Origin of the sequence: Streptomyces sp. CA-135486 (genome assembly GCF_050936555.1) — a bacterium.
Taxonomy (GTDB): domain Bacteria; phylum Actinomycetota; class Actinomycetes; order Streptomycetales; family Streptomycetaceae; genus Streptomyces.
Genome location: NZ_JBNJMM010000002.1, coordinates 2,618,135 through 2,635,324, shown reverse-complemented (window position 1 = coordinate 2,635,324; position 17,190 = coordinate 2,618,135). Strand labels below are relative to the sequence as shown.

16 protein-coding genes and 2 pseudogenes are annotated in these 17,190 nt (G+C 72.0%); 7 read left to right on the top strand and 11 right to left on the bottom strand.

The genetic code is table 11. The annotated features are described in order from the left end of the window. Nucleotides 1–49 precede the first annotated feature (49 nt). Both ACQEVG_RS31410 and ACQEVG_RS31405 read left to right on the top strand, forming a co-directional pair. On the top strand, nucleotides 50–1,087 hold the full coding sequence (locus ACQEVG_RS31410) for a phosphatidylinositol-specific phospholipase C domain-containing protein (protein ID WP_432990055.1): 1,038 nt from the start codon (nucleotides 50–52) through the stop codon (nucleotides 1,085–1,087). Between the two features lie 168 nt (nucleotides 1,088–1,255). Continuing rightward, a pseudogene (locus ACQEVG_RS31405) lies at nucleotides 1,256–1,390 on the top strand (transcriptional regulator); the annotation flags it as partial. Here ACQEVG_RS31405 and ACQEVG_RS31400 read toward each other — a convergent pair. Continuing rightward, nucleotides 1,389–1,790, bottom strand: coding sequence for a DUF4234 domain-containing protein (locus ACQEVG_RS31400; protein WP_432990052.1), 402 nt, complete (start codon nucleotides 1,788–1,790; stop codon nucleotides 1,389–1,391). The pseudogene ACQEVG_RS31405 and the gene ACQEVG_RS31400 overlap by 2 nt on opposite strands. A 401-nt stretch (nucleotides 1,791–2,191) precedes the next feature. Here ACQEVG_RS31400 and ACQEVG_RS31395 point away from each other — a divergent pair. The 3 genes and pseudogenes from ACQEVG_RS31395 to ACQEVG_RS31385 all read left to right on the top strand — a co-directional run. Next, a pseudogene (locus ACQEVG_RS31395) lies at nucleotides 2,192–3,136 on the top strand (extracellular catalytic domain type 1 short-chain-length polyhydroxyalkanoate depolymerase); the annotation flags it as partial. A 57-nt stretch (nucleotides 3,137–3,193) separates the two neighbouring features. After that, complete coding sequence (locus tag ACQEVG_RS31390) at nucleotides 3,194–4,642, top strand: tannase/feruloyl esterase family alpha/beta hydrolase (RefSeq protein WP_432993045.1); 1,449 nt, start codon at nucleotides 3,194–3,196, stop codon at nucleotides 4,640–4,642. Between the two features lie 87 nt (nucleotides 4,643–4,729). Then, a complete protein-coding gene (locus ACQEVG_RS31385; RefSeq protein ID WP_432990049.1) occupies nucleotides 4,730–5,152 on the top strand; it encodes a hypothetical protein in 423 nt (140 codons plus the stop codon). Between the two features lie 47 nt (nucleotides 5,153–5,199). On the opposite strand, the gene ACQEVG_RS31380 is transcribed toward ACQEVG_RS31385, so the two are convergent. From ACQEVG_RS31380 to ACQEVG_RS31350, 7 genes are all read right to left on the bottom strand, one after another. Continuing rightward, nucleotides 5,200–6,009 carry a hypothetical protein gene (locus tag ACQEVG_RS31380; protein ID WP_432990047.1) on the bottom strand — a complete coding sequence of 270 codons (810 nt, stop codon included), beginning with the start codon at nucleotides 6,007–6,009 and terminating at the stop codon, nucleotides 5,200–5,202. Beyond that, the gene (locus ACQEVG_RS31375) at nucleotides 6,009–7,280 is read right to left on the bottom strand and encodes a VWA domain-containing protein (protein ID WP_432990045.1); all 1,272 of its coding nucleotides are present in this window, start codon (nucleotides 7,278–7,280) and stop codon (nucleotides 6,009–6,011) included. Before ACQEVG_RS31375 ends, ACQEVG_RS31380 begins: the two co-directional genes overlap by 1 nt. A gap of 91 nt (nucleotides 7,281–7,371) precedes the next feature. Further along, nucleotides 7,372–7,533, bottom strand: coding sequence for a hypothetical protein (locus ACQEVG_RS31370; RefSeq protein ID WP_432990043.1), 162 nt, complete (start codon nucleotides 7,531–7,533; stop codon nucleotides 7,372–7,374). Between the two features lie 62 nt (nucleotides 7,534–7,595). Beyond that, nucleotides 7,596–7,964 carry a hypothetical protein gene (locus tag ACQEVG_RS31365; RefSeq protein ID WP_432990040.1) on the bottom strand — a complete coding sequence of 123 codons (369 nt, stop codon included), beginning with the start codon at nucleotides 7,962–7,964 and terminating at the stop codon, nucleotides 7,596–7,598. A gap of 90 nt (nucleotides 7,965–8,054) precedes the next feature. Continuing rightward, nucleotides 8,055–9,107 (bottom strand): zinc-dependent alcohol dehydrogenase family protein, encoded by a 1,053-nt coding sequence (locus tag ACQEVG_RS31360; protein WP_432990038.1) that lies wholly within the window; start codon nucleotides 9,105–9,107, stop codon nucleotides 8,055–8,057. A 69-nt stretch (nucleotides 9,108–9,176) separates the two neighbouring features. Next, nucleotides 9,177–11,249 carry a phage holin family protein gene (locus ACQEVG_RS31355; RefSeq protein WP_432990036.1) on the bottom strand — a complete coding sequence of 691 codons (2,073 nt, stop codon included), beginning with the start codon at nucleotides 11,247–11,249 and terminating at the stop codon, nucleotides 9,177–9,179. A gap of 94 nt (nucleotides 11,250–11,343) precedes the next feature. Beyond that, the gene (locus ACQEVG_RS31350) at nucleotides 11,344–11,748 is read right to left on the bottom strand and encodes a hypothetical protein (RefSeq protein ID WP_432990033.1); all 405 of its coding nucleotides are present in this window, start codon (nucleotides 11,746–11,748) and stop codon (nucleotides 11,344–11,346) included. A 118-nt stretch (nucleotides 11,749–11,866) separates the two neighbouring features. Between ACQEVG_RS31350 and ACQEVG_RS31345 the strand changes: the two genes are divergently transcribed. Then, nucleotides 11,867–12,649 carry an MBL fold metallo-hydrolase gene (locus tag ACQEVG_RS31345; RefSeq protein WP_432990031.1) on the top strand — a complete coding sequence of 261 codons (783 nt, stop codon included), beginning with the start codon at nucleotides 11,867–11,869 and terminating at the stop codon, nucleotides 12,647–12,649. Continuing rightward, a complete protein-coding gene (locus ACQEVG_RS31340; protein WP_432990028.1) occupies nucleotides 12,646–13,326 on the top strand; it encodes a DedA family protein in 681 nt (226 codons plus the stop codon). Before ACQEVG_RS31345 ends, ACQEVG_RS31340 begins: the two co-directional genes overlap by 4 nt. On the opposite strand, the gene ACQEVG_RS31335 is transcribed toward ACQEVG_RS31340, so the two are convergent. From ACQEVG_RS31335 to ACQEVG_RS31325, 3 genes are all read right to left on the bottom strand, one after another. After that, complete coding sequence (locus tag ACQEVG_RS31335) at nucleotides 13,306–14,517, bottom strand: MBL fold metallo-hydrolase (protein ID WP_432990026.1); 1,212 nt, start codon at nucleotides 14,515–14,517, stop codon at nucleotides 13,306–13,308. The two genes, ACQEVG_RS31340 and ACQEVG_RS31335, sit on opposite strands and share 21 nt — an antisense overlap. Nucleotides 14,518–14,529: 12 nt before the next feature. Next, nucleotides 14,530–15,747, bottom strand: a complete 1,218-nt coding sequence (locus tag ACQEVG_RS31330; RefSeq protein WP_432990023.1) for an aminotransferase class I/II-fold pyridoxal phosphate-dependent enzyme — start codon at nucleotides 15,745–15,747, stop codon at nucleotides 14,530–14,532. Nucleotides 15,748–15,871: 124 nt separating this feature from the next. Continuing rightward, nucleotides 15,872–17,062 carry a sulfite oxidase gene (locus ACQEVG_RS31325; RefSeq protein WP_432993042.1) on the bottom strand — a complete coding sequence of 397 codons (1,191 nt, stop codon included), beginning with the start codon at nucleotides 17,060–17,062 and terminating at the stop codon, nucleotides 15,872–15,874. Nucleotides 17,063–17,190: the final 128 nt, after the last annotated feature.

The following is a 17,190-nucleotide window of genomic DNA, read 5'->3' as shown; positions in this document are numbered from 1 at the left end:
CCCTAATCTTCCGTCGTCTTGACCGAAGCGACGTAAAGACAGGGGACCCATGGGGAAGTTCTCGCGCGCTGCCGCGACCACCACAGTCGCGGCCGGGCTGCTCGCCGCCGCGCCCGGTTCGGCGGACCCCGGGCAGCTGCCCTACTCCTCCGCCACCTGGGTGGGCGTCCACAACGCCTACGAGAAGGGGAAGTACACGTACTTCGCGGACGCCCTCGACTCCGGCGCGGGAATGCTCGAACTCGACGTCTGGACCAATGCGTTCGGCCGGTCGTGGCGGGTGTCGCACAGCAACCCCGTCGGCAACGACAACAACTGCGAGAACGCCGCGAACCCCGCCCAGCTGCGCACCAAGTCCCGCAACCAGGATCTCGGCGGCTGCCTCGCGGACATGAAGGCCTGGCACGACGCCCACCCCGGCCACCGGCCCATCCTCATCAAGGTCGAGATGAAGGACGGCTTCCAGCGCAAGTACGGACGCGGTCCCGCCGCGCTGGACGCGCTGCTCTCGGCCAGACTGGGCGACGCGCTGTACCGCCCGGCGGACCTGGCGGGCGGGCAACCGAATCTCGACACGGCCGCCCGGACGAACGGCTGGCCCGCGCGTTCGGCGCTCGCGGGCAAGTTCGTGATCGAGCTCATCCCGGGGACGGTCGAGAAGGGCAACCCGCTCGACACGCTGTGGACCGACCGGGAGTACGCCATGTATCTGCGTGATCTCGCGGCGGCGGGCCGGCTGCGCGAGGCGGGCGCGTTCCCCGCGGTCCACGGCGCGACAGCGGGCGACCCCCGCACACGGTACGCGGACGCCGGCATCCGTCCCTGGTTCGTCCTCTTCGACGGTGATGCCGGCGCCTACGCGGGCGGTTCCATCGACACGTCCTGGTACGACCGGAACCACTACCTCGTCGTCATGACCGATGCGGCGGGTGTCGCGCCCGCGATCGACGGTACGAACCCGACGGAGACTCAGGCCCGTGACCGCGTCGGGCTGTTGGCGGGACGCAGTGCGAGCGTGGTCTCGGCCGACTGGTATCCGCTGCCTGCCGTGCTGGCGACGGTGGTGCCACGAGGCGCCGGTCAGTAGCGAAAACGCAATAACTCACGACACAGAAGTCACAGGGGTTACACAGAGCACACCCAATGGTTTACCTTTCATTCACATGTGGATGAGCGCCACGGGCGCGCACCCCGTGCCGCCCCGGCCGGAACCCCCCGTCCAGCCGGGGCACTTCTTTGCCGCCATGGCGCCGGCGTTTTGCGCCTTGCGGAGCACCTGGAGATCCCCGTACGGGAGCGCAACGCCCTGCTGACGGCGGCGGGTTACGCGCCTCGCTACGCCGAGACCTCGATCGAGGACCCCGCGATGGGGGCGCTGCGCGAGGGGATCAGACTGCGAGAGGTACCTGCTCACCCTCTACCGGGTTCCGGTAATGGGTCCAGATCTGGTTCAGCTCGTGCTGGTAGTACAGCGGGTACAAACCAACAAAGATCAAGAGAATGACTCCGATCCAGGGGTTGCAGGTGGGCTGCATCCCCGCCGACTGCTGCATCCGGCCAATGCGCTGACCAGTGTTGTAGACCGAAACGAAGGGGGGAACGATCACCACCCAGCCAATGGTGATTGCCAGCACGGCCAGCACCGGGTCGACGTCGATTCGCTGGTCAAAATCCCGGGCCTCGCGATTCACCTTGTAGTACCAGACGAGGTGGTAGATGCCCAGCGTGATCAGCGGCCAGATCAGCCCGACGAGGAAAATGTTACGAATCTTGCCGGCGTTACCCGACATGAAGCACCTCCCAATCCGGTGGATGCGATTACCGCAAGGAACGCGCCGAGGACCCCGAAGGCAGCTGAAGTCCGCGCCATCCCATCGATCGCTCTTCATCGGCACACGAGGCTTGCGGAACCGATCCCGCAGACGAGAAATATTCGTGGGACGAGGTCTGATCCCTCCATGTCCAGTGCACCACCACCCATCGGAATGCGCACGCCAGCGGGGGTTGGTGCGAGGTAACACCCCAGTGCGGGCTGCCTTCGGCAGGCGCGCTCGTAGCAGGCGGACGGCGCTCGGGCAACGGGGTGTGCGCCGTTGACGGCGGGCTGCGCTATGGGTGGCCTCACCATTTCGGGGGCGTGGGGTGGTTTCTAGCGTGACCGGCACCTCGGTATGCCTGCGGGAGGTCCTTGATGCCGTTGCCCATATCCCTGCCCCATCCGGTCAGGTTCCTCGGTTCCTTGCTCGCCCTGCTCCTTGCCACCTTGTGGCTCGCGCCGGCGCCCGCCGGGCACGCGGCCGCAGTGGACACGCCCGCGCCGCACGCGGCCGCAGTGCCGCTGGAGCGAGTGAGCGACTTCGGCGCCAATCCCGGCGCTCTGAACATGCATGTGTACCGGCCGGCGGGCCTGCCCGCGCATCCCGCGGTCGTCGTCGCGCTGCACGGCTGCACGCAGAGCGCCCAGGTCTACGCCGACAACTCCGGGCTGACCGCCTTCGCCGACCGGCACGGCTTCCTGCTGGTCTTCGCCGAGACGACGTCCGCGAACAACTTCGGCACGTGCTTCAACTGGTTCCAGCCGATCGACAACCGGCGCGGCCAGGGCGAGGCCGCGTCGATCCGGCAGATGGTCGCTCATGCGGAGAGTGCGTACGGTGCCGACGCGGCCCGTACGTACATCACGGGGCTCTCCGCCGGAGGAGGGATGACCTCGGCGATGCTCGCGGCCTACCCGGACGTGTTCGAGGCGGGCGCGGTGGTCGCCGGGCTGCCGTACGACTGCACCAAGGACACAGGGCCCTTCGTCTGTATGGACCCCGGGGTCGACCGGACGCCCTCGGTGTGGGCGCAGCGGGTGCGCGACGCCTATCCGGGGTACTCGGGGCCCTGGCCGCGGGTGGCGATCTGGCACGGCGACAAGGATTCGAAGGTCGTCCCGAGGAACGCCGACGAGCTGCGGGACCAGTGGACCGCTGTGCACGGGGTGGACCAGAGTCCGGACCGTACGTCCACGATCGGGCCCAACCAGACGCGCCGGGAGCAGTATCTGGCGGCGGACGGCAGGGTCGTCGTCGAGGTCGACCGGGTGCCCGCGATCGGTCATGGCACGCCGGTGGACCCCGGCAGCGGGTCCGAGCAGTGCGGACAGACCGGCACCGCGAACTTCATCGACTCGATCTGCTCCAGCTACTGGATCACCGCCTTCTTCGGCCTTGACGCGTCGGCGACGGCTGCCGGCGCCGAGGTTGCCGGGGCCGGGCCGGCGAGGGCTGCCGGCGCCAAGGTTGCCGGGGCCGGGCCCAAGGCTGCCGGGGCGGCCACCGGGACCGGGCACTGCCGGCGGATCGACCGACTGCGCGTGCCCGGCGCCGAGCGTCAAGTCGTCGCCTGCCTCGGCGAGTTGACGACGGCGGGGACGGTCGCCTCCGGACACACGGATCAGGCCGACTGGGCCGGGCTCACCCCGGCCGGCCTTGCCACGCCCAGTGGCGTGCCCGGCATCCAGATCGACGGCTATTTCCCCGACGCTTCGACCACCAACACCAACCACGGCTGGCATCACGACGCGCAGTTCGTCGTCCGGCTGCCCGACCGCTGGAACGGCGGGCTTGTCGTCGCGGGCTCCCCCGGCGTGCGCGAGCAGTACGCCAACGACCGGGCCATCGGCGACTGGGTCCTCTCCCGTGGCTATGCGTTCGCCGCCACCGACAAGGGGAACACCGGCGCGGGGTTCTACCGCGACGGCGCCGCGCCCGGTGAGGCGATCGCCGAATGGAACGACCGGGTGACCGAGTTGACCAGGGCCGCCCGTGCGGTCGTCGCCCAGCGCTACCACCGCCCGCCGTCCCGCACCCTCGCCACCGGCATGTCCAACGGCGGCTATCTGGTGCGCTGGCAGCTGGAGAACCACCCCGAGCTCTATGACGGCGGCGTCGACTGGGAAGGGACACTCTGGCGTGCGAGCGGGCCGAATCTGCTCACCTTCCTGCCGTCCGTGCTGCGCCACTATCCGGTCTACGCCGCCGGCGGACCCGGCGCGGACGAGGCGCACCGTGCGATGCTCGCCGCCGGATATCCGGCGGGGTCGGAGTTCCTGTGGCCCTTCCACCATCAGTACTACTGGGATCTGACGCAGCGGATCTACCGCGAGGAGCTGGACCCGGCCTACGACGGGCCGACCGAGGCGGGGACTCCGTACTGCGCACCGGGCACACCCGCCTGCGACGCGGACTACGACTACGCCTCCCGGCCGCCGCGGGTGCACCGGGCCGTCGCATCGATCGGGCTGACCGGCCGGATCGGCAAGCCGCTGATCACCCTGCACGGCACCCTTGATGTGCTGCTGCCCATCACGCGCGACTCCGATGTGTACGCCCGCATGGTGCGCGACGCGGGCCGCGGCGGGCTGTTCCGCTACTACCGCGTCGACGGGGGCACACATGTCGACTCGCTGTACGACGCCTTCCCGGACCGGTTGCGGCCGTTGACCCCCTGCCACCGCTCCGCGTTCAGGGCGCTGGAGACATGGATCGGCCGGGGCAGCGAGCCTCCGCCCAGTCACACCCTGGCCCGCCCGGCTGAGGCCGGTCCCGGAGCCCTGCTCGCCGACTGTCCGATCGGCGGCACAAAAACCCGGTCCTGAGCAATCCCCTGCGGTACGGGCACCGAATAACAGCCGTGTGGCGGCGCGCCGGACGGCGGTGTGCCGGATCCGGCTGTGGGGGCACAGGTGCGAGCGACCGTACGGGTACGTGTACTGGCGGTGGACGGGCCGCAGGTGTGGGTCGCCGTGAGCGGCAGGCTCTCCACGACCACCGCTCCGGCGCTCGCGCAGGCGTTGCTCCTGCGCGAGGCCGAGGGGTTCACCGCGTTCTTTGTGGACGTCAGCACGCTCACCGACGACCGGGAGCTGACAGCCGACGAGATACGGGAGGTGTTCCCGTGCGACCGGAGGCTGGCGTTCCACCTCATCGGCTCCGCCGATGACCTTCGACTGCAACCCGGGCGCGATCCTCGCTTCGTCTTCCATCCCGGGCCGGCTTCGGCGTGGTCCGTCTGGGTGCACGGCTCCTCGACGAAGGGCGGGAAAGCGGGCTGCCCGTCGTCCACGCGCACCAGAAGCCGCAGGAGTTCCCTCGGCAGCATCACCTGAACGTGGCCGGTGGCCACGGCGAACGCCGCCGTGGCCACCGGCCCGCTTCAGGCAGTCGGCGGCACGCGCCCGGGGCGGCCGGAGCCGCGAGTGATCGAGTGTCCCGCGATGGCCGCGAGCGCCCCGAGCAGTCCCCCGGCCACGGTCCAGATCCAGCGGTCGGACCACCAGCCGGACGCCCAGCCGCCGTCCGGCTCGCTGAGGGAGGCTGCCTGCTTCGGCGCGCTCCCCTCGTCGTCCTTCGTCGTGGCACCGGCCACCAGCGGGGCGGCGAGCGATCCGTCGCCCGCGTACGCGCCGCCCGCGTCGGCCGACGTGGCCTCGACCTCGGCGCGCACCGGCAGACCGAGGTCCTCCTTCGGAAGCCCGGTGACCGTCAGGCGTACGTAGTAGCTGCCGGGCAGCGGGTCGTCGTCCCACGGCTCCGCCCAGGAACGCACCGTACGCAGCGTGCAGGACAGCTCGACCGTCGCCGCGTCCTCGGCCGCGCCCTTGGTCTGCATGCCGTACACGCAGGACTGGCGGCGGCGCAGCCCGTCGTACACATCGAGCTGCCAGGTGGACCCGCCGTGCCGGTCGGCGGACTCGGGCAGGGTGACCGTGGCTTTCACCGTGGTCCGCTGCCCGGCGTCGGCGGGGAAGACCCAGTACAGGTAGTCACCGGCTGATGCCGTGGCTGTCGCCTTCTGGCCCTGCTCGATCGCGGTGGCGTTACGGAAGCCGGTGCCCGCCTCGGTCGGGCCGGCCGCGCTCTTGCTCGGGGTCGGCGACGGGTCGTCCGCCGCGGCGGCGCCCGCGGTGGAGAACAGGGCGGTGGCGGCCAGCAGAGCGGTCGTCAGTGCGCGTGCGGTACGCATCAGTTGGTCCTCCAGACGGCGATACGCCAGCGCGAGATCCAGCCCCACAGCAGTCCGGCCACCAGACCGGTGAGCACGAGGGCGGCGAGGAGCCACCAGCCACGGCCGAGGCCGAAGGAGGCGACGTCCGAGGCCTCGTCGGGCGCGTCCACCAGGTCGACCGTGAGCTCGACGGGCAGCCCGGGCTCGGTCTTCACGGACGGCGGCGCCGAGAAGGAGTTGCTGACCTGCAGACAGACGGTCTCCGCCGCGGGTTTGACCTCGTCGGCGTCGTCGAGCCGGGCCTTGGGATAGCGCAGCCCGGCGGAGATCACATCGGTGCGCCCGTTACCGGCCTCCGAGCCGCGGACGATTTCCCGGCCGTGTACGGTCACGGCCCGCAGCAGTACGCCGTAGTCGTTGTTGACGGCCCGGTCGGCGGCGACGCTGACAGAAGCGCGCAGCTCCTGCCCGGGCAGGACGTCGACGCGATACCAGCGGTGCTGGTCGAACGTCTCGCGGTCGCTGTAGAGGCCCGGCTTCAGCTGCGGGGCCTTTGCGCACTCCTTCGCGCCCTCGGTCGCCACCGGGGTGACGACCGGTTCGGCGGCGCGGTCCACCAACTGGCCCACCCGGTCGGAGAGTTCGTCGGTGTGCTGCACCGAGGTGTAGGTGCCGCCGGTGGCCTCGGCGATGCAGCTGAGCTGGTCACGGGTCTTGGCGTCCGGGACCAGGCCCAGGGTGTCGATGACAAGGTGAATCCCCTTGGCGGCGATGTCGCGTGCCACCACGCACGGGTCGAGCGGGGCACAGGTGTCCTCGCCGTCCGTGATAAGCACGATCCGCCGGGTCGCTTCGCCGCCTTCGAGGTCGTCGGCGGCGCCGAGCAGCGCGGGTCCGATCGGCGTCCAGCCGGTGGGGGCGAGGGTCGCGACGGCGGTCTTCGCCTCGGTCCGGTCGAGGGGTCCGACGGGGTAGAGCTGCTTGGTGTCCTTGCACCCGAGCTTCTTGTCCTTGCCCGGGTAGTCGGCCCCGAGCGTGCGTATGCCGAGCTGCACTTCCTGCGGGACCGCGTCCAGTACCTCGTTGAATGCCTGTTTCGCAGCCGCCATCCGGGTCTTGCCGTCGATGTCGCGGGCCCGCATGGAGCCGCTGACGTCGAGCACCAGCTCGACCTTGGGGGATGCCTTGGCCACCGGTTCGCCGGCGGCGGCGCCTGCCGGGAAGAGCCCGGCAGCCAGGGCGGCGAGCAGGCCGCACACCCCGGCCGCCAGCCGTTTTCTTGTGATCATCGCTGGATGGTATTGATGATCGCCCGGCGATCCAAAACGGGTCGGCGGCACGGGGGTTGCGGGCAGGTCACCCGCACCCGGGGGGTGCGGCTCAGGCTGCCCCGTCGTCGGCCGCCCCACGACGGTCGCCGGCTGTCGGTGGGACGGCGTCGGCGTCGGTCTCGGCGCCGCGGGCCGGGTCGTCCGGCTCCGTGGAACGCGCTGCTTCTGCGCGGAGCATGGCGTTGAGTGCTGCGAAGGGGTCGATGGGCATGGCTGTGCACCTCGCGGTGTGATGTGGCTGATGGGGCTCGGCTAGGCCTGAGGCCGGGCTCATCAGCAGCGCAGGACCACACAGCGCACGGCGTGCATCGGCAGCGGGAGTTGTGCCTGCCGGCTCGGGCCGGGGCGGTACGGGGCGGGCCGGCCCGGATCCGAACGCACCCCGGACCGGGTGGCCGGTGCGACGGGGCGTGCAGCGGGGCACGCCCGGCCCGTGGCTTCGGTGGCCGCCTCCTCCGGCTGGCCGGCACTCGCCGGGTCGGCCGGGGCGGAGGCGGGGGTCCGGATCTCACCGGCTGCGGCCGCGGCCGCGGCGGATCCGAAGGACGTGCCGAGCAGCGCCAGAAGCACCAGCAGGACGACCGCGGCGGCCCGGCGCGCGGCGGCGCCTGCCGCTGCCTCGAGGCTCTGGGGCTGCTTCATGGGGGCGACCTCCTGGACATGCCTAACTGCCCAGGAGACGCCAGGTTCTGCCGCGCTCCGGCCGAGATCCGCTCTACCGGGGTACGCGCATTACGCCGAATTCACCGCCGTGTGCGGAGTGATCACGGTGACGCCCGTCCCGGACGCCGCGCCGAGAGCGACCAGCGCCGCGGGCACCTCGTCGAGCCCGATCCGGGTGGTCACCAGCAGGTCGGGGCGGAGTGCGCCGGAGGCGACCATCGCCATCATCCGGGGGTAGTCGTGCGCGGCCATGCCATGGCTGCCGAGGATCTCCAGCTCCAGCGGGACGACCCGGTCCATCGGCAGATGGACGCCGTCGGGCAACAGGCCGACCTGCACATGGCGGCCCTGACGGCGCAGGCTCTGTACCGAGTTCACACAGGTCACGGGCGCGCCCAGGGTGTCGAGCGAGAGCTGGGCGCCGCCGCCGGTCGCCTCGTGGACCGCGTCGGCGACACCTCCCTCGACTGCCGAGGCATCCACGCAGACCTCGGCCCCGAGTGTCCTGGCCAGCTCCAGCGCGCCGGCCGAGACATCGACAGCGACGACCCTGGCCCCGCACGCCGCGGCGATCATCACCGCGGACAGGCCCACTCCCCCGCATCCGTGCACGGCGACCCACTCTCCCGGCGCCACCCTGCCCTGTGCCACGACGGCGCGGAAGGCAGTCGCGAACCGGCAGCCGAGGCTTGCGGCGGTGGCGAACGACATCGACTCGGGAAGGGCCACCAGATTGACGTCGGCGTGATGGACGGGGACGTATTCGGCGAAGGATCCCCAGTGCGTGAAGCCGGGCTGCTCCTGGCGCTCACAGACCTGCTGGGCACCGCGCGCGCAGGCCGCGCACCGTCCGCAGGCGCAGATGAACGGCACGGTGACCCTCTCGCCCGGCCGCCAGTTGGCGACGTCGTCGCCCACCGACTCGATCACTCCGGCCAGCTCGTGCCCGGGGACGTGCGGGAGGGTGATGCCTCTGTCGTGGCCCATCCAGCCGTGCCAGTCGCTGCGGCACAGCCCCGTCGCCTCGACCCTGATCACCGCGCCGCCGCGGAACGGTACGGGGTCCGGCGCCTCGCGTACCTCCAGCGGCTTCCCGAACTCTTCGAACACCACAGCGCGCAAGGGCACACTCCCTGGTCCGGCGGATCTTCCCTCGCCTCTACCGGCTCAACATAACCGGAAGGACAGCTTCTACGGCAGCCCCTGACCTGGCCCGTCCGGCCCGAGCGGCACCTGCGGTCCTTCGCACTCCCGAAGCCAGCGCCGCAGCACGCGGTGCACCCGCTCGGACCCCGTCAGGCCCTTGCCGCCGGAGTCCGGCGCGGACAGGTCGAGCGGCGACAGCAGGAAGGGCTGGGACTGTTCGCCGCCGAGCCCGCCGTGCGAACCGATCTGCTCCTCGAAGGCGTGCACCGTGCCCGCGTCCGGGTCGTACATCGAGTTGACCATGATGTCGGCGACATGCGGGAAGGAGTCGGTGCGTCGTACGGCCTCGGCCGCACCGGGGCCGTAGACCGCCAGCGGGCCGTCGTCATCCAGCGCCGTGACGGGCACCTCGGCACCGCCGGGGCCGAGCACCAGCGAGCCGTGCCGCTCGCTGCGCACGAGCAGGAATCCGATGCCCGGGTGGGACGCGAGCGTACGCAGCAGCGCCGGGTGGCGGCGCTCGATCTGCTCACGGCTCAGGCGCTCCGCCGTGTCGGGGAAGGAGATCAGCGCGAGATTGCCCGAGGCGAGAACGATCGGGTCGGAGCCCCGCTCCGGATGCTCGTCCGCTCCGTCGGCGAGCTGCCGGTGGAGCGCGCTGCGCAGCGCGTCGCCCGCCGCGTCGCGGGCCTCCGCGCCGCTCTTGGAGCGATCCGCCCGGCGCGAGACGGGCAGCCCGCAGCCGGCCCGTACAAGATCCTTGAGAGTGAGTCCGTAGACGCCCTCGAAGGTGTTCCCCGGGCTCTGCCCGTGGTCGGACAGCAGCACGATCCGGTAGTCGCGGGGCGCGTGTTCGGCGACCTTGGCCATCAGCGCGATGGAACGGTCGAGCCGTTCGAGCACCAGCGAGGCGTCCCGGCTGTGCGGTCCCGAGTGGTGCGCCACTTCGTCGTACGCGACAAGGTCGGCGTAGACGGCGGTGCGTCCGGCCAGCATGTCCCCGATCACCGCGGCGACCACCACGTCCCGCTCGACGACGGTCGCGAACGCCCGGATGAAGGGGTAGAGCCCGCCGCGCCCGACCCGGGGCCGGTCGCCACGCAGCCGCGCCCGCGTCGACTGGCCGATCTCGCGGGCGACTTCGGCGATGAACGACACCGCGGTGCGCACGGCGTTGGCGGGGTCGCTGAAGTAGGCGAAGTAGCCCTCCCTGGAGCGGTTGGCCTTACCGCGCCTGGCGGCCATGGACAGCACGAGCGCGAGCTGGTCGGCGCCGCCGCTGAACAGATTGCCGCGGCTGGCGCCGTCGACGGTGAGCAGTCCGCCGTCGCCGGTGCGCTCTATGGCGCGGCGCTGGAGCTCGGCGGCGCTCGCGGGCCGGTTGCTGACCATGACCCGGCCGCTGTCCTTCTCGTACCAACGGAAGGCGGGGACGTCGTGGTTGGTGCCGTGCAGGATGCCGAGCTGGCTCGCGCCGGTCTGGCTGGACCAGTCCGTGCGCCAGGGCGTGAGCCGGTGGGTGGTGCCGATCCAGCCGGCGACGGTGGACATCACACCGTCATCGGCCGCGGCTCGCAGCACCTCGTAACCGACCCCGTCGAGTTGCAGGAAGACCGTGCCCGGGGACTGCGTACGGACGCCGTCCTCGCCGCGCCGCCGTCTGCGGCGGTCGGCGAGCCGGGAGAGCCTGCGCCGGTAGGCGTTGTCGTCGCGTACGGCGAGCGCGGTGGAGGTCGTGGAGGCGACCGCGGACATCACGGCGGCGACGACGACCGCGGTCTCCGGGTCGGCCGCGCCGCGTCCGTCGGGGATCAGCCAGAGCGCGATCAGCAGCAGTGAGCCGTTGAGGAAGAAGACCAACAGGCCGAGCACCAGTGCGGGTACGAGCAGCAGGGCACGTACCACGACCGGCCAGACGAGTGCGGTCAGCAGACCGAAGGCGCCCGCGCCCCAGGCGGCCGTGATGGCGGTCCTGGTGATGCTGTCGCCGTCGTCGGACTGCAGCTGGAAGTCGGGCAGCAGCCCGGCGAGCGCCAGCATCGTCAGCGTGGACACGGCCCACACCACGATCACGCGCAACAGGGCGCTGCCGGCGCTGCGCCACCGCCCTTCGGCCACGCCGTCTCACCTCACTTGGATCTGCCTCCAGCCTGGCACAGGGCCGGGCGCGATCCGGAGGGGGTCTCGGGGGCGCCGCCTGCGGGCGACCCGCTCAGCAGCCGTTGTACCCGGCCGTCGGCATGGAGAGCCTGCGGTGCACATTGGCCTTCATCGCCGCGTCGTAGACGGGCTCGTCGAGGCCTGCGGTCTCCAGCCGTACGCCCCTGCGCCTGCACTCGGCGAGGAAGTCCGGCACGGAGCTCAACGCCCGTTCCAGCACCCGCTCATTGGGGGCGACGAACAGATCCACCCGGCCCGCGTCGACATCGGTCCACAGACCGTAGTGGTCGGCGCGCAGCCCGCAGAAGAGCAGTTCCCGCGTGACCAGATGGCCCCGGTCGGCGGCCCAGCGGGCGCACATCGCGTGCTGGCTGCGGGTGTCCACGAGAAAGGGGGCGCGGTCGAGTTCCTCGAGGGGGATCAGGCAGGCGATCGCCGCCACTCGTAAACCGCCCATGGAAAACGTCCCCCCTGCATTCGCCGTCACCGCGACCCTACTCCGCAACCGGCCCCGGCCCCTTACCGCGTCGGGGGGATCTACGCTCGTAGGGGTAGGCGGAACGAGGAGGCGCTGCGTGCCGGTGGAAGTCACCTGGTGGGGTCATGCCACCTGCACGGTCGAGGACTCCGGCGTGCGGGTGCTGACCGATCCGCTGTTCGTGCGCCGGCTCGCCCATCTGCGCAGGCGGCGCGGTGAGCTGCCGCCGCCCGAGGCCGCCCGCGCCGAGGCGGTCCTCGTCTCCCATCTGCACTCCGACCATCTGCATCTGCCGTCGCTGGCGCGGCTGGCACCCGGCACCCGGCTGGTCGTGCCGCGCGGCGCCGCCCGCTCGGTGCCCGCGCTGAAGCGGCTCACGGGCACGGCCGGGCTGCGGATCACCGAGGTGGGCCCGGGCGACGAAGTCCAGGTGGAGGAGCTGGTGGTGCGGGCGGTGCCCGCGCTGCACGACGGGCGGCGGCTGCCGCTCGGGCCGCACCGCTCGCCCGCGCTCGGCTATGTGATCAGCGGCGAGGCGCGGACGTACTTCGCCGGGGACACCGGTCTTTTCGACTCGATGGCCGACGAGGTCGGCCCTGTCGACGTGGCACTGCTGCCGGTCGGCGGCTGGGGGCCGTATCTCGGACACGGGCATCTGGACGCGGGCCGGGCGGCGCAGGCGCTGGCCTCGCTCGCGCCGCGCGCGGCGGTGCCGGTGCACTACGGCACCTATTGGCCGATCGGGATGGACGGAATCCGGCCGCACGAGTTCTACGCCCCGGGCGATGAGTTCGTACGCAAGGCCGCGCGGCTGGCTCCGCGGGTGGTGGTGCACCGGCTCGGGCACGGCGAGCGCGTCCGCCCGGAGGCTGCCCGGTGAGCGTGAAGCTGTCGGAGGCGCTGGGCCGTCTGTCCGAGGTCGTGGGACGGCTGCCGCCGGAGTCGACGCAGCAGGCCGTCGGCTATCCGTCGCTGTTCTTGCTGGTGGCACTGGGTTCGCTGGTGCCGGTGGTGCCGACGGGGGCGGTGGTGAGCTCCGCCGCGGTGGTGGCCTTCCATCAGACGTCTCCGCTGGCGCTGCTGTTCGTCTTCCTGGTGGCGTCGTTCGCCGCGTTCCTCGGGGATGTGACGCTGTACGGGCTCGGGCGGCGCGGCGTCGGTTCCAAGAACGGCTCGCGCTGGCTTGCGGCGCTGCGCGACCGTTCCGCGCCCGACCGGCTCGAGCAGGCGCGGCGCAGGCTGGACGAGCACGGGGTGATGGTGCTGGTGCTCTCCCGGCTGGTGCCGGCCGGCCGGATTCCGGTGATGCTGGCCTGTCTGCTCGCCAGGATGCCGCTGCGCGCGTTTGTGCGCGGTGACATCCCGGCGTGCCTGGCCTGGGCGGCGACGTATCAGCTGATCGGGATTCTGGGTGGGTCGCTGTTCGACGAGCCGTGGAAGGGCGTGGTCGTCGCGGTGACGCTTGCGGTGGTGATCGGCGGGGCTCCGACGGTGTGGCGGAGAGTCCGGCGCGCCGCCCGGCCGGGGTCGTCCGGCTCAAGCGGTCAGCAGGCGTGAGCCGCCGACCGGCAGGTCCCACAGCTGTTCGCGCGGGCGGCCGGTGCGCTCCCAGGCGGCCCTGACCCGGGTGAGGGGTTCGAGGACCGGCTCGGCGGAGAGCACGAACGTCGCCCAGTGCATCGGTGCCATGTTCCGCGCGCCGAGGTCGTCGAAGGCGCGCACCGCCTCCTCCGGATCGGTGTGCACATCGCTGAGCCACCAGCGCGGGTCGTACGCGCCGATCGGCAGCAGCGCCAGATCGAGGTCGGGATGGCGGCGGCCGATCTCCTTGAACCAGTGGCCGTAGCCGGTGTCGCCGGCGAAGTACACGGACTGGTCGTGCTGGTCGGTGAGCACCCAGCCGCCCCACAGCGAGCGACAGGTGTCGGTGAGGGTGCGCTTGGACCAGTGATGGGCCGGTACGAAGTCGAAGCGGACGCCGCCCAGATCCGCGCCCTCCCACCAGTCGAGTTCCGTCACCCGGGTGAAGCGGCGGCGGCGGAACCAGCGGGCGAGGCCCGCCGGGACGAAGACCGGGGTGTGCCGCGGCAGCCGCTTGAGGGTGGGAGCGTCCAGATGGTCGAAGTGGTTGTGGCTGATGACGACCGCGTCGACGGTCGGCAGATCCTCCCAGCGCACGCCGACAGGGGTGATCCGGGCGGGGGTGCCGAAGATCCGGCGGGACCAGACGGGGTCGGTGAGGACGGTGAGCCCGCCGATGCCCAGCACCCAACTGGCGTGTCCGGCCCAGGTGACAGCGACGGTCGCGGTGTCCACGACGGGCAGCGGTCCCGGTGCGAAGGGCAGCAGCGGAATGTCCCGCAGCCCGTCGGCGCCGGGGCGCACAGCGCCCTCCCTGGCGAGGCGGGCCATGGCCCGTACGCCGGGCAGCGGAGCGGTCAGCCGGTCGGCGAACGACATCGGCCAGCGGCGGATCTCGCCGAGGGGCCGGGTGCGCGAGCGGGGCCGTACGCCGTCTGTCGTGCCCGCCGCTCCCAGATGCGCCGATGCGTACGCCGGAGGAGCCGTTCCCGGCGGCCCTGACGGCTCCGCCCGCTCCGTCTGCGCCGGGTGCACTGTCTGCTCCAGGTGCACTGCCGGTTCGGGGTGCCCTATGTGTTCCGGGTGCCCCGCCTGTGCCGAGTCGGCCGCCTGTCCCGAGTGCTCCGCCTGTCCCGAGTGCTCCGCCTGTTCCGTCTGTTCCGCCATCCGGGGCTCCGATCAACGCAGTTCGTCGAAGGCCGTTTCAAGAATGCTCAACGCCCCCGCCACATGCGGCAATTCCAGAGGTGCCGGTGAGGTGAGCGATTCCTGCTGCTGCTCGGGAGTCGCTCCCAGCAACGGACCGGTGGCCAGCCGCACCCGCAGCGCGCCCAGCTCGTCGCCGAACCGGTGCCCGCCCGGCACGGGTGCCCCGACCCGGTCGGTCAGATACTCCTCGAGCTCCATGGAGTCGGTCACACCCCGCTCGGCGAGGCGGGCGCGCAGCGGCCCGAGGTCCGCGTACAGATGGCGGCCCGCCTGCGGCGGACGGGCGAGCGCGCCGGAGACGAGCACCGCGCGGTGCACGGCGGCCGCCACGCGCGCGTGGAGCGCGGCCGCCTGCTCCATCCTGGCGATGACCGGTCCCGGCTCGTCGAGCGCGTGGGCGGCGGCAGCGGCGACCGGTCCGGCCACCACTGAGCCGAGGGCCGTGAGGATGTCGAGGGTTCTGGCGCGCCGGGCGGCTCCCTCGTCGGTGGGCGGGAAGCGGGCGACGGCGACCGGCCAGGAGGCGGGCATGAGCGCGCCCGACAGATCGCTGATGACGGTCACATCGCCCGGGCACATCTCGGCGGGGCTGAGCAGCACGGTCTCGTGCGGCCTGTGCAGGGTGTCCCGCCAGGTCTCGTCGCTGATGATGTGCAACCCCTCGCCGACGGCGGCTTCGCAGGCCTCGAGGACGGTCTCGGGCGGGGCGACCGTCGCGGTGGGGTCGTCGGCGATGGAGAGCAGCAGCAGCCGGGGCATGCCGCCCTCGGCGCGCACTCTGCGTACGGTCTCGAGCAGGGCATAGGGATCGGGGACGCCGCCGCACTCCGCCGGGGTGGGCACATGGTAGGCGGGCCGCCCGAGCAGCCGGGCCTGCGGAGTCCACCAGGCGGGGCAGGGGCGGGGCATCAACACATCCCCGCCGTACGCGCCGATCAGCGCGAACAGCAGGGGCTGCGCTCCGGACGCCGCCACCAGTTCCTCGGGGTGAGAACGCAGCCCGCGCCGCCACCAGTAGCCGCAGGCCGCCTCGCGCAGCTCGGGGCCGCCGCCGGGCGGCTCGCCCTCCGCCTGTTCCGATGCGGCCGCGAGCACGGCGGCGAGCTCGGGCAGCGCGGGCAGCCCGGACACGGGGGCGGGCGGCCCGTAACGGATGGGGCCGCGGCTTTCCGGAGCCGTCCGCTGCATGCCGTCACCTCCGCTGCTCGCGCCCTCGGACCACTGTCCGGCCGACGAGCCCTGTATGGCCCACGAGCCCTTTATACGGAGGTTTGCGAGAGCCCGCCGCGCGGGAACGGCGGGCGGCCGGTGGTCAGACCACCGTGACCGGGTGCCTGACCACCGCGTCGAAGAGGTAGCCCTGGGTGTTGTGGACCGTGCGCTCGGGCTGGGTATTGCCCGCGCGGTCCGTCGTACGGGCCAGTAGCTCGGCCGGTCCCGTGCGACGCGGGTGCCAGTCCGCCGTCCAGCGGACCCAGCCGTCCCGGCGCGGGGTGTCGCGCAGCCGCGCCCGCTGCCAGTGCGCTCCGCCGTCGGTGGAGATCTCGACATGACCGACCGGGGCCTTTGCCGACCAGGCGCGGCCTGTCAGCCGGTGCCTGACGCCCGCTGCGAGGCTCGCGCCGAGTGGCAGCTCCAGGGCGCTCTTGATGGTCTGGCGGCTGATCGGCGCGCTGCCGCCCGGCGGGTAGGCGGCGCCGAAGAGCCGGTAGAACTCCCTGGTCCAGGGCGAGGACAGCGGTGTCTCGCTGACTTCGATGTCGCCGAGCCACTTGATGGAGGCGATGCCGATCCAGGACGGGACGATCACCCGGACCGGGTAGCCGTGGTCGTACGGGAGGGGCTCGCCGTTCATCTCGTACGCGAGGATCACATCGTCGAGCGCCTTGCCGACCGGCAGTGGGCGGCGCACCCGGCCGTGGTTCACGCCGTTGCTGATGAACTCGTCGTCCAGCCCACGGGGCATCACGTCCACGGCGGACGACGAGATTCCGGCGTGCCGCAGTACGTCGCGCAGCCGCACCCCACGCCAGCGGGCGGCGCCGATCCCGCCGAGCGTCCAGGGGGTACCGGTGACGGTCTCGCCCTGCTGGGTGGCGTAGAAGTTGCGGCCGTTGCCGGCGCATTCGACGACCGCGGTGCGGGTGACGGAGGGCAGCGAGCGGAGGTGGCCGTAGCTGAACTCGACCGGGTGACGGCCGTGCAGTCCGCTGCCCCAGACGGTCAGCATCCAGTCCGACTCGCCGAGCACGGGGGTGGAGGTGTGGTTGCGCACGAAGAAGTGGTCCGCGGGGGTGTGAACCCCGGTGGAACGCAGTGCGGTGAAGTTGGTCTCGGCGTTGGTGCCGCGGATGGTGAACAGCTCGGGCGGCAGCGGCTTGACGATGCCGGGCGCGGCGGGCGCGGGGGCGGCCGCGGCGGGTGTGGGGGCCGCGAGGTGGGCCGCGAGCGGTGCGACGGCGAGCAGCTTCAGCAGGTCACGGCGGTCCAGAGCAGGTGACAACGCAGGTCTCCTCGGCAGAAGGCGGATGCGCGGAATCGGGTCGTCGCTCTCGTCGGTGCCGCCGTCCTTGTCGGCAAGCACACGGTCAACGCGGACGGAGGCAGGGGCACGGACACGACAGCGCGCGG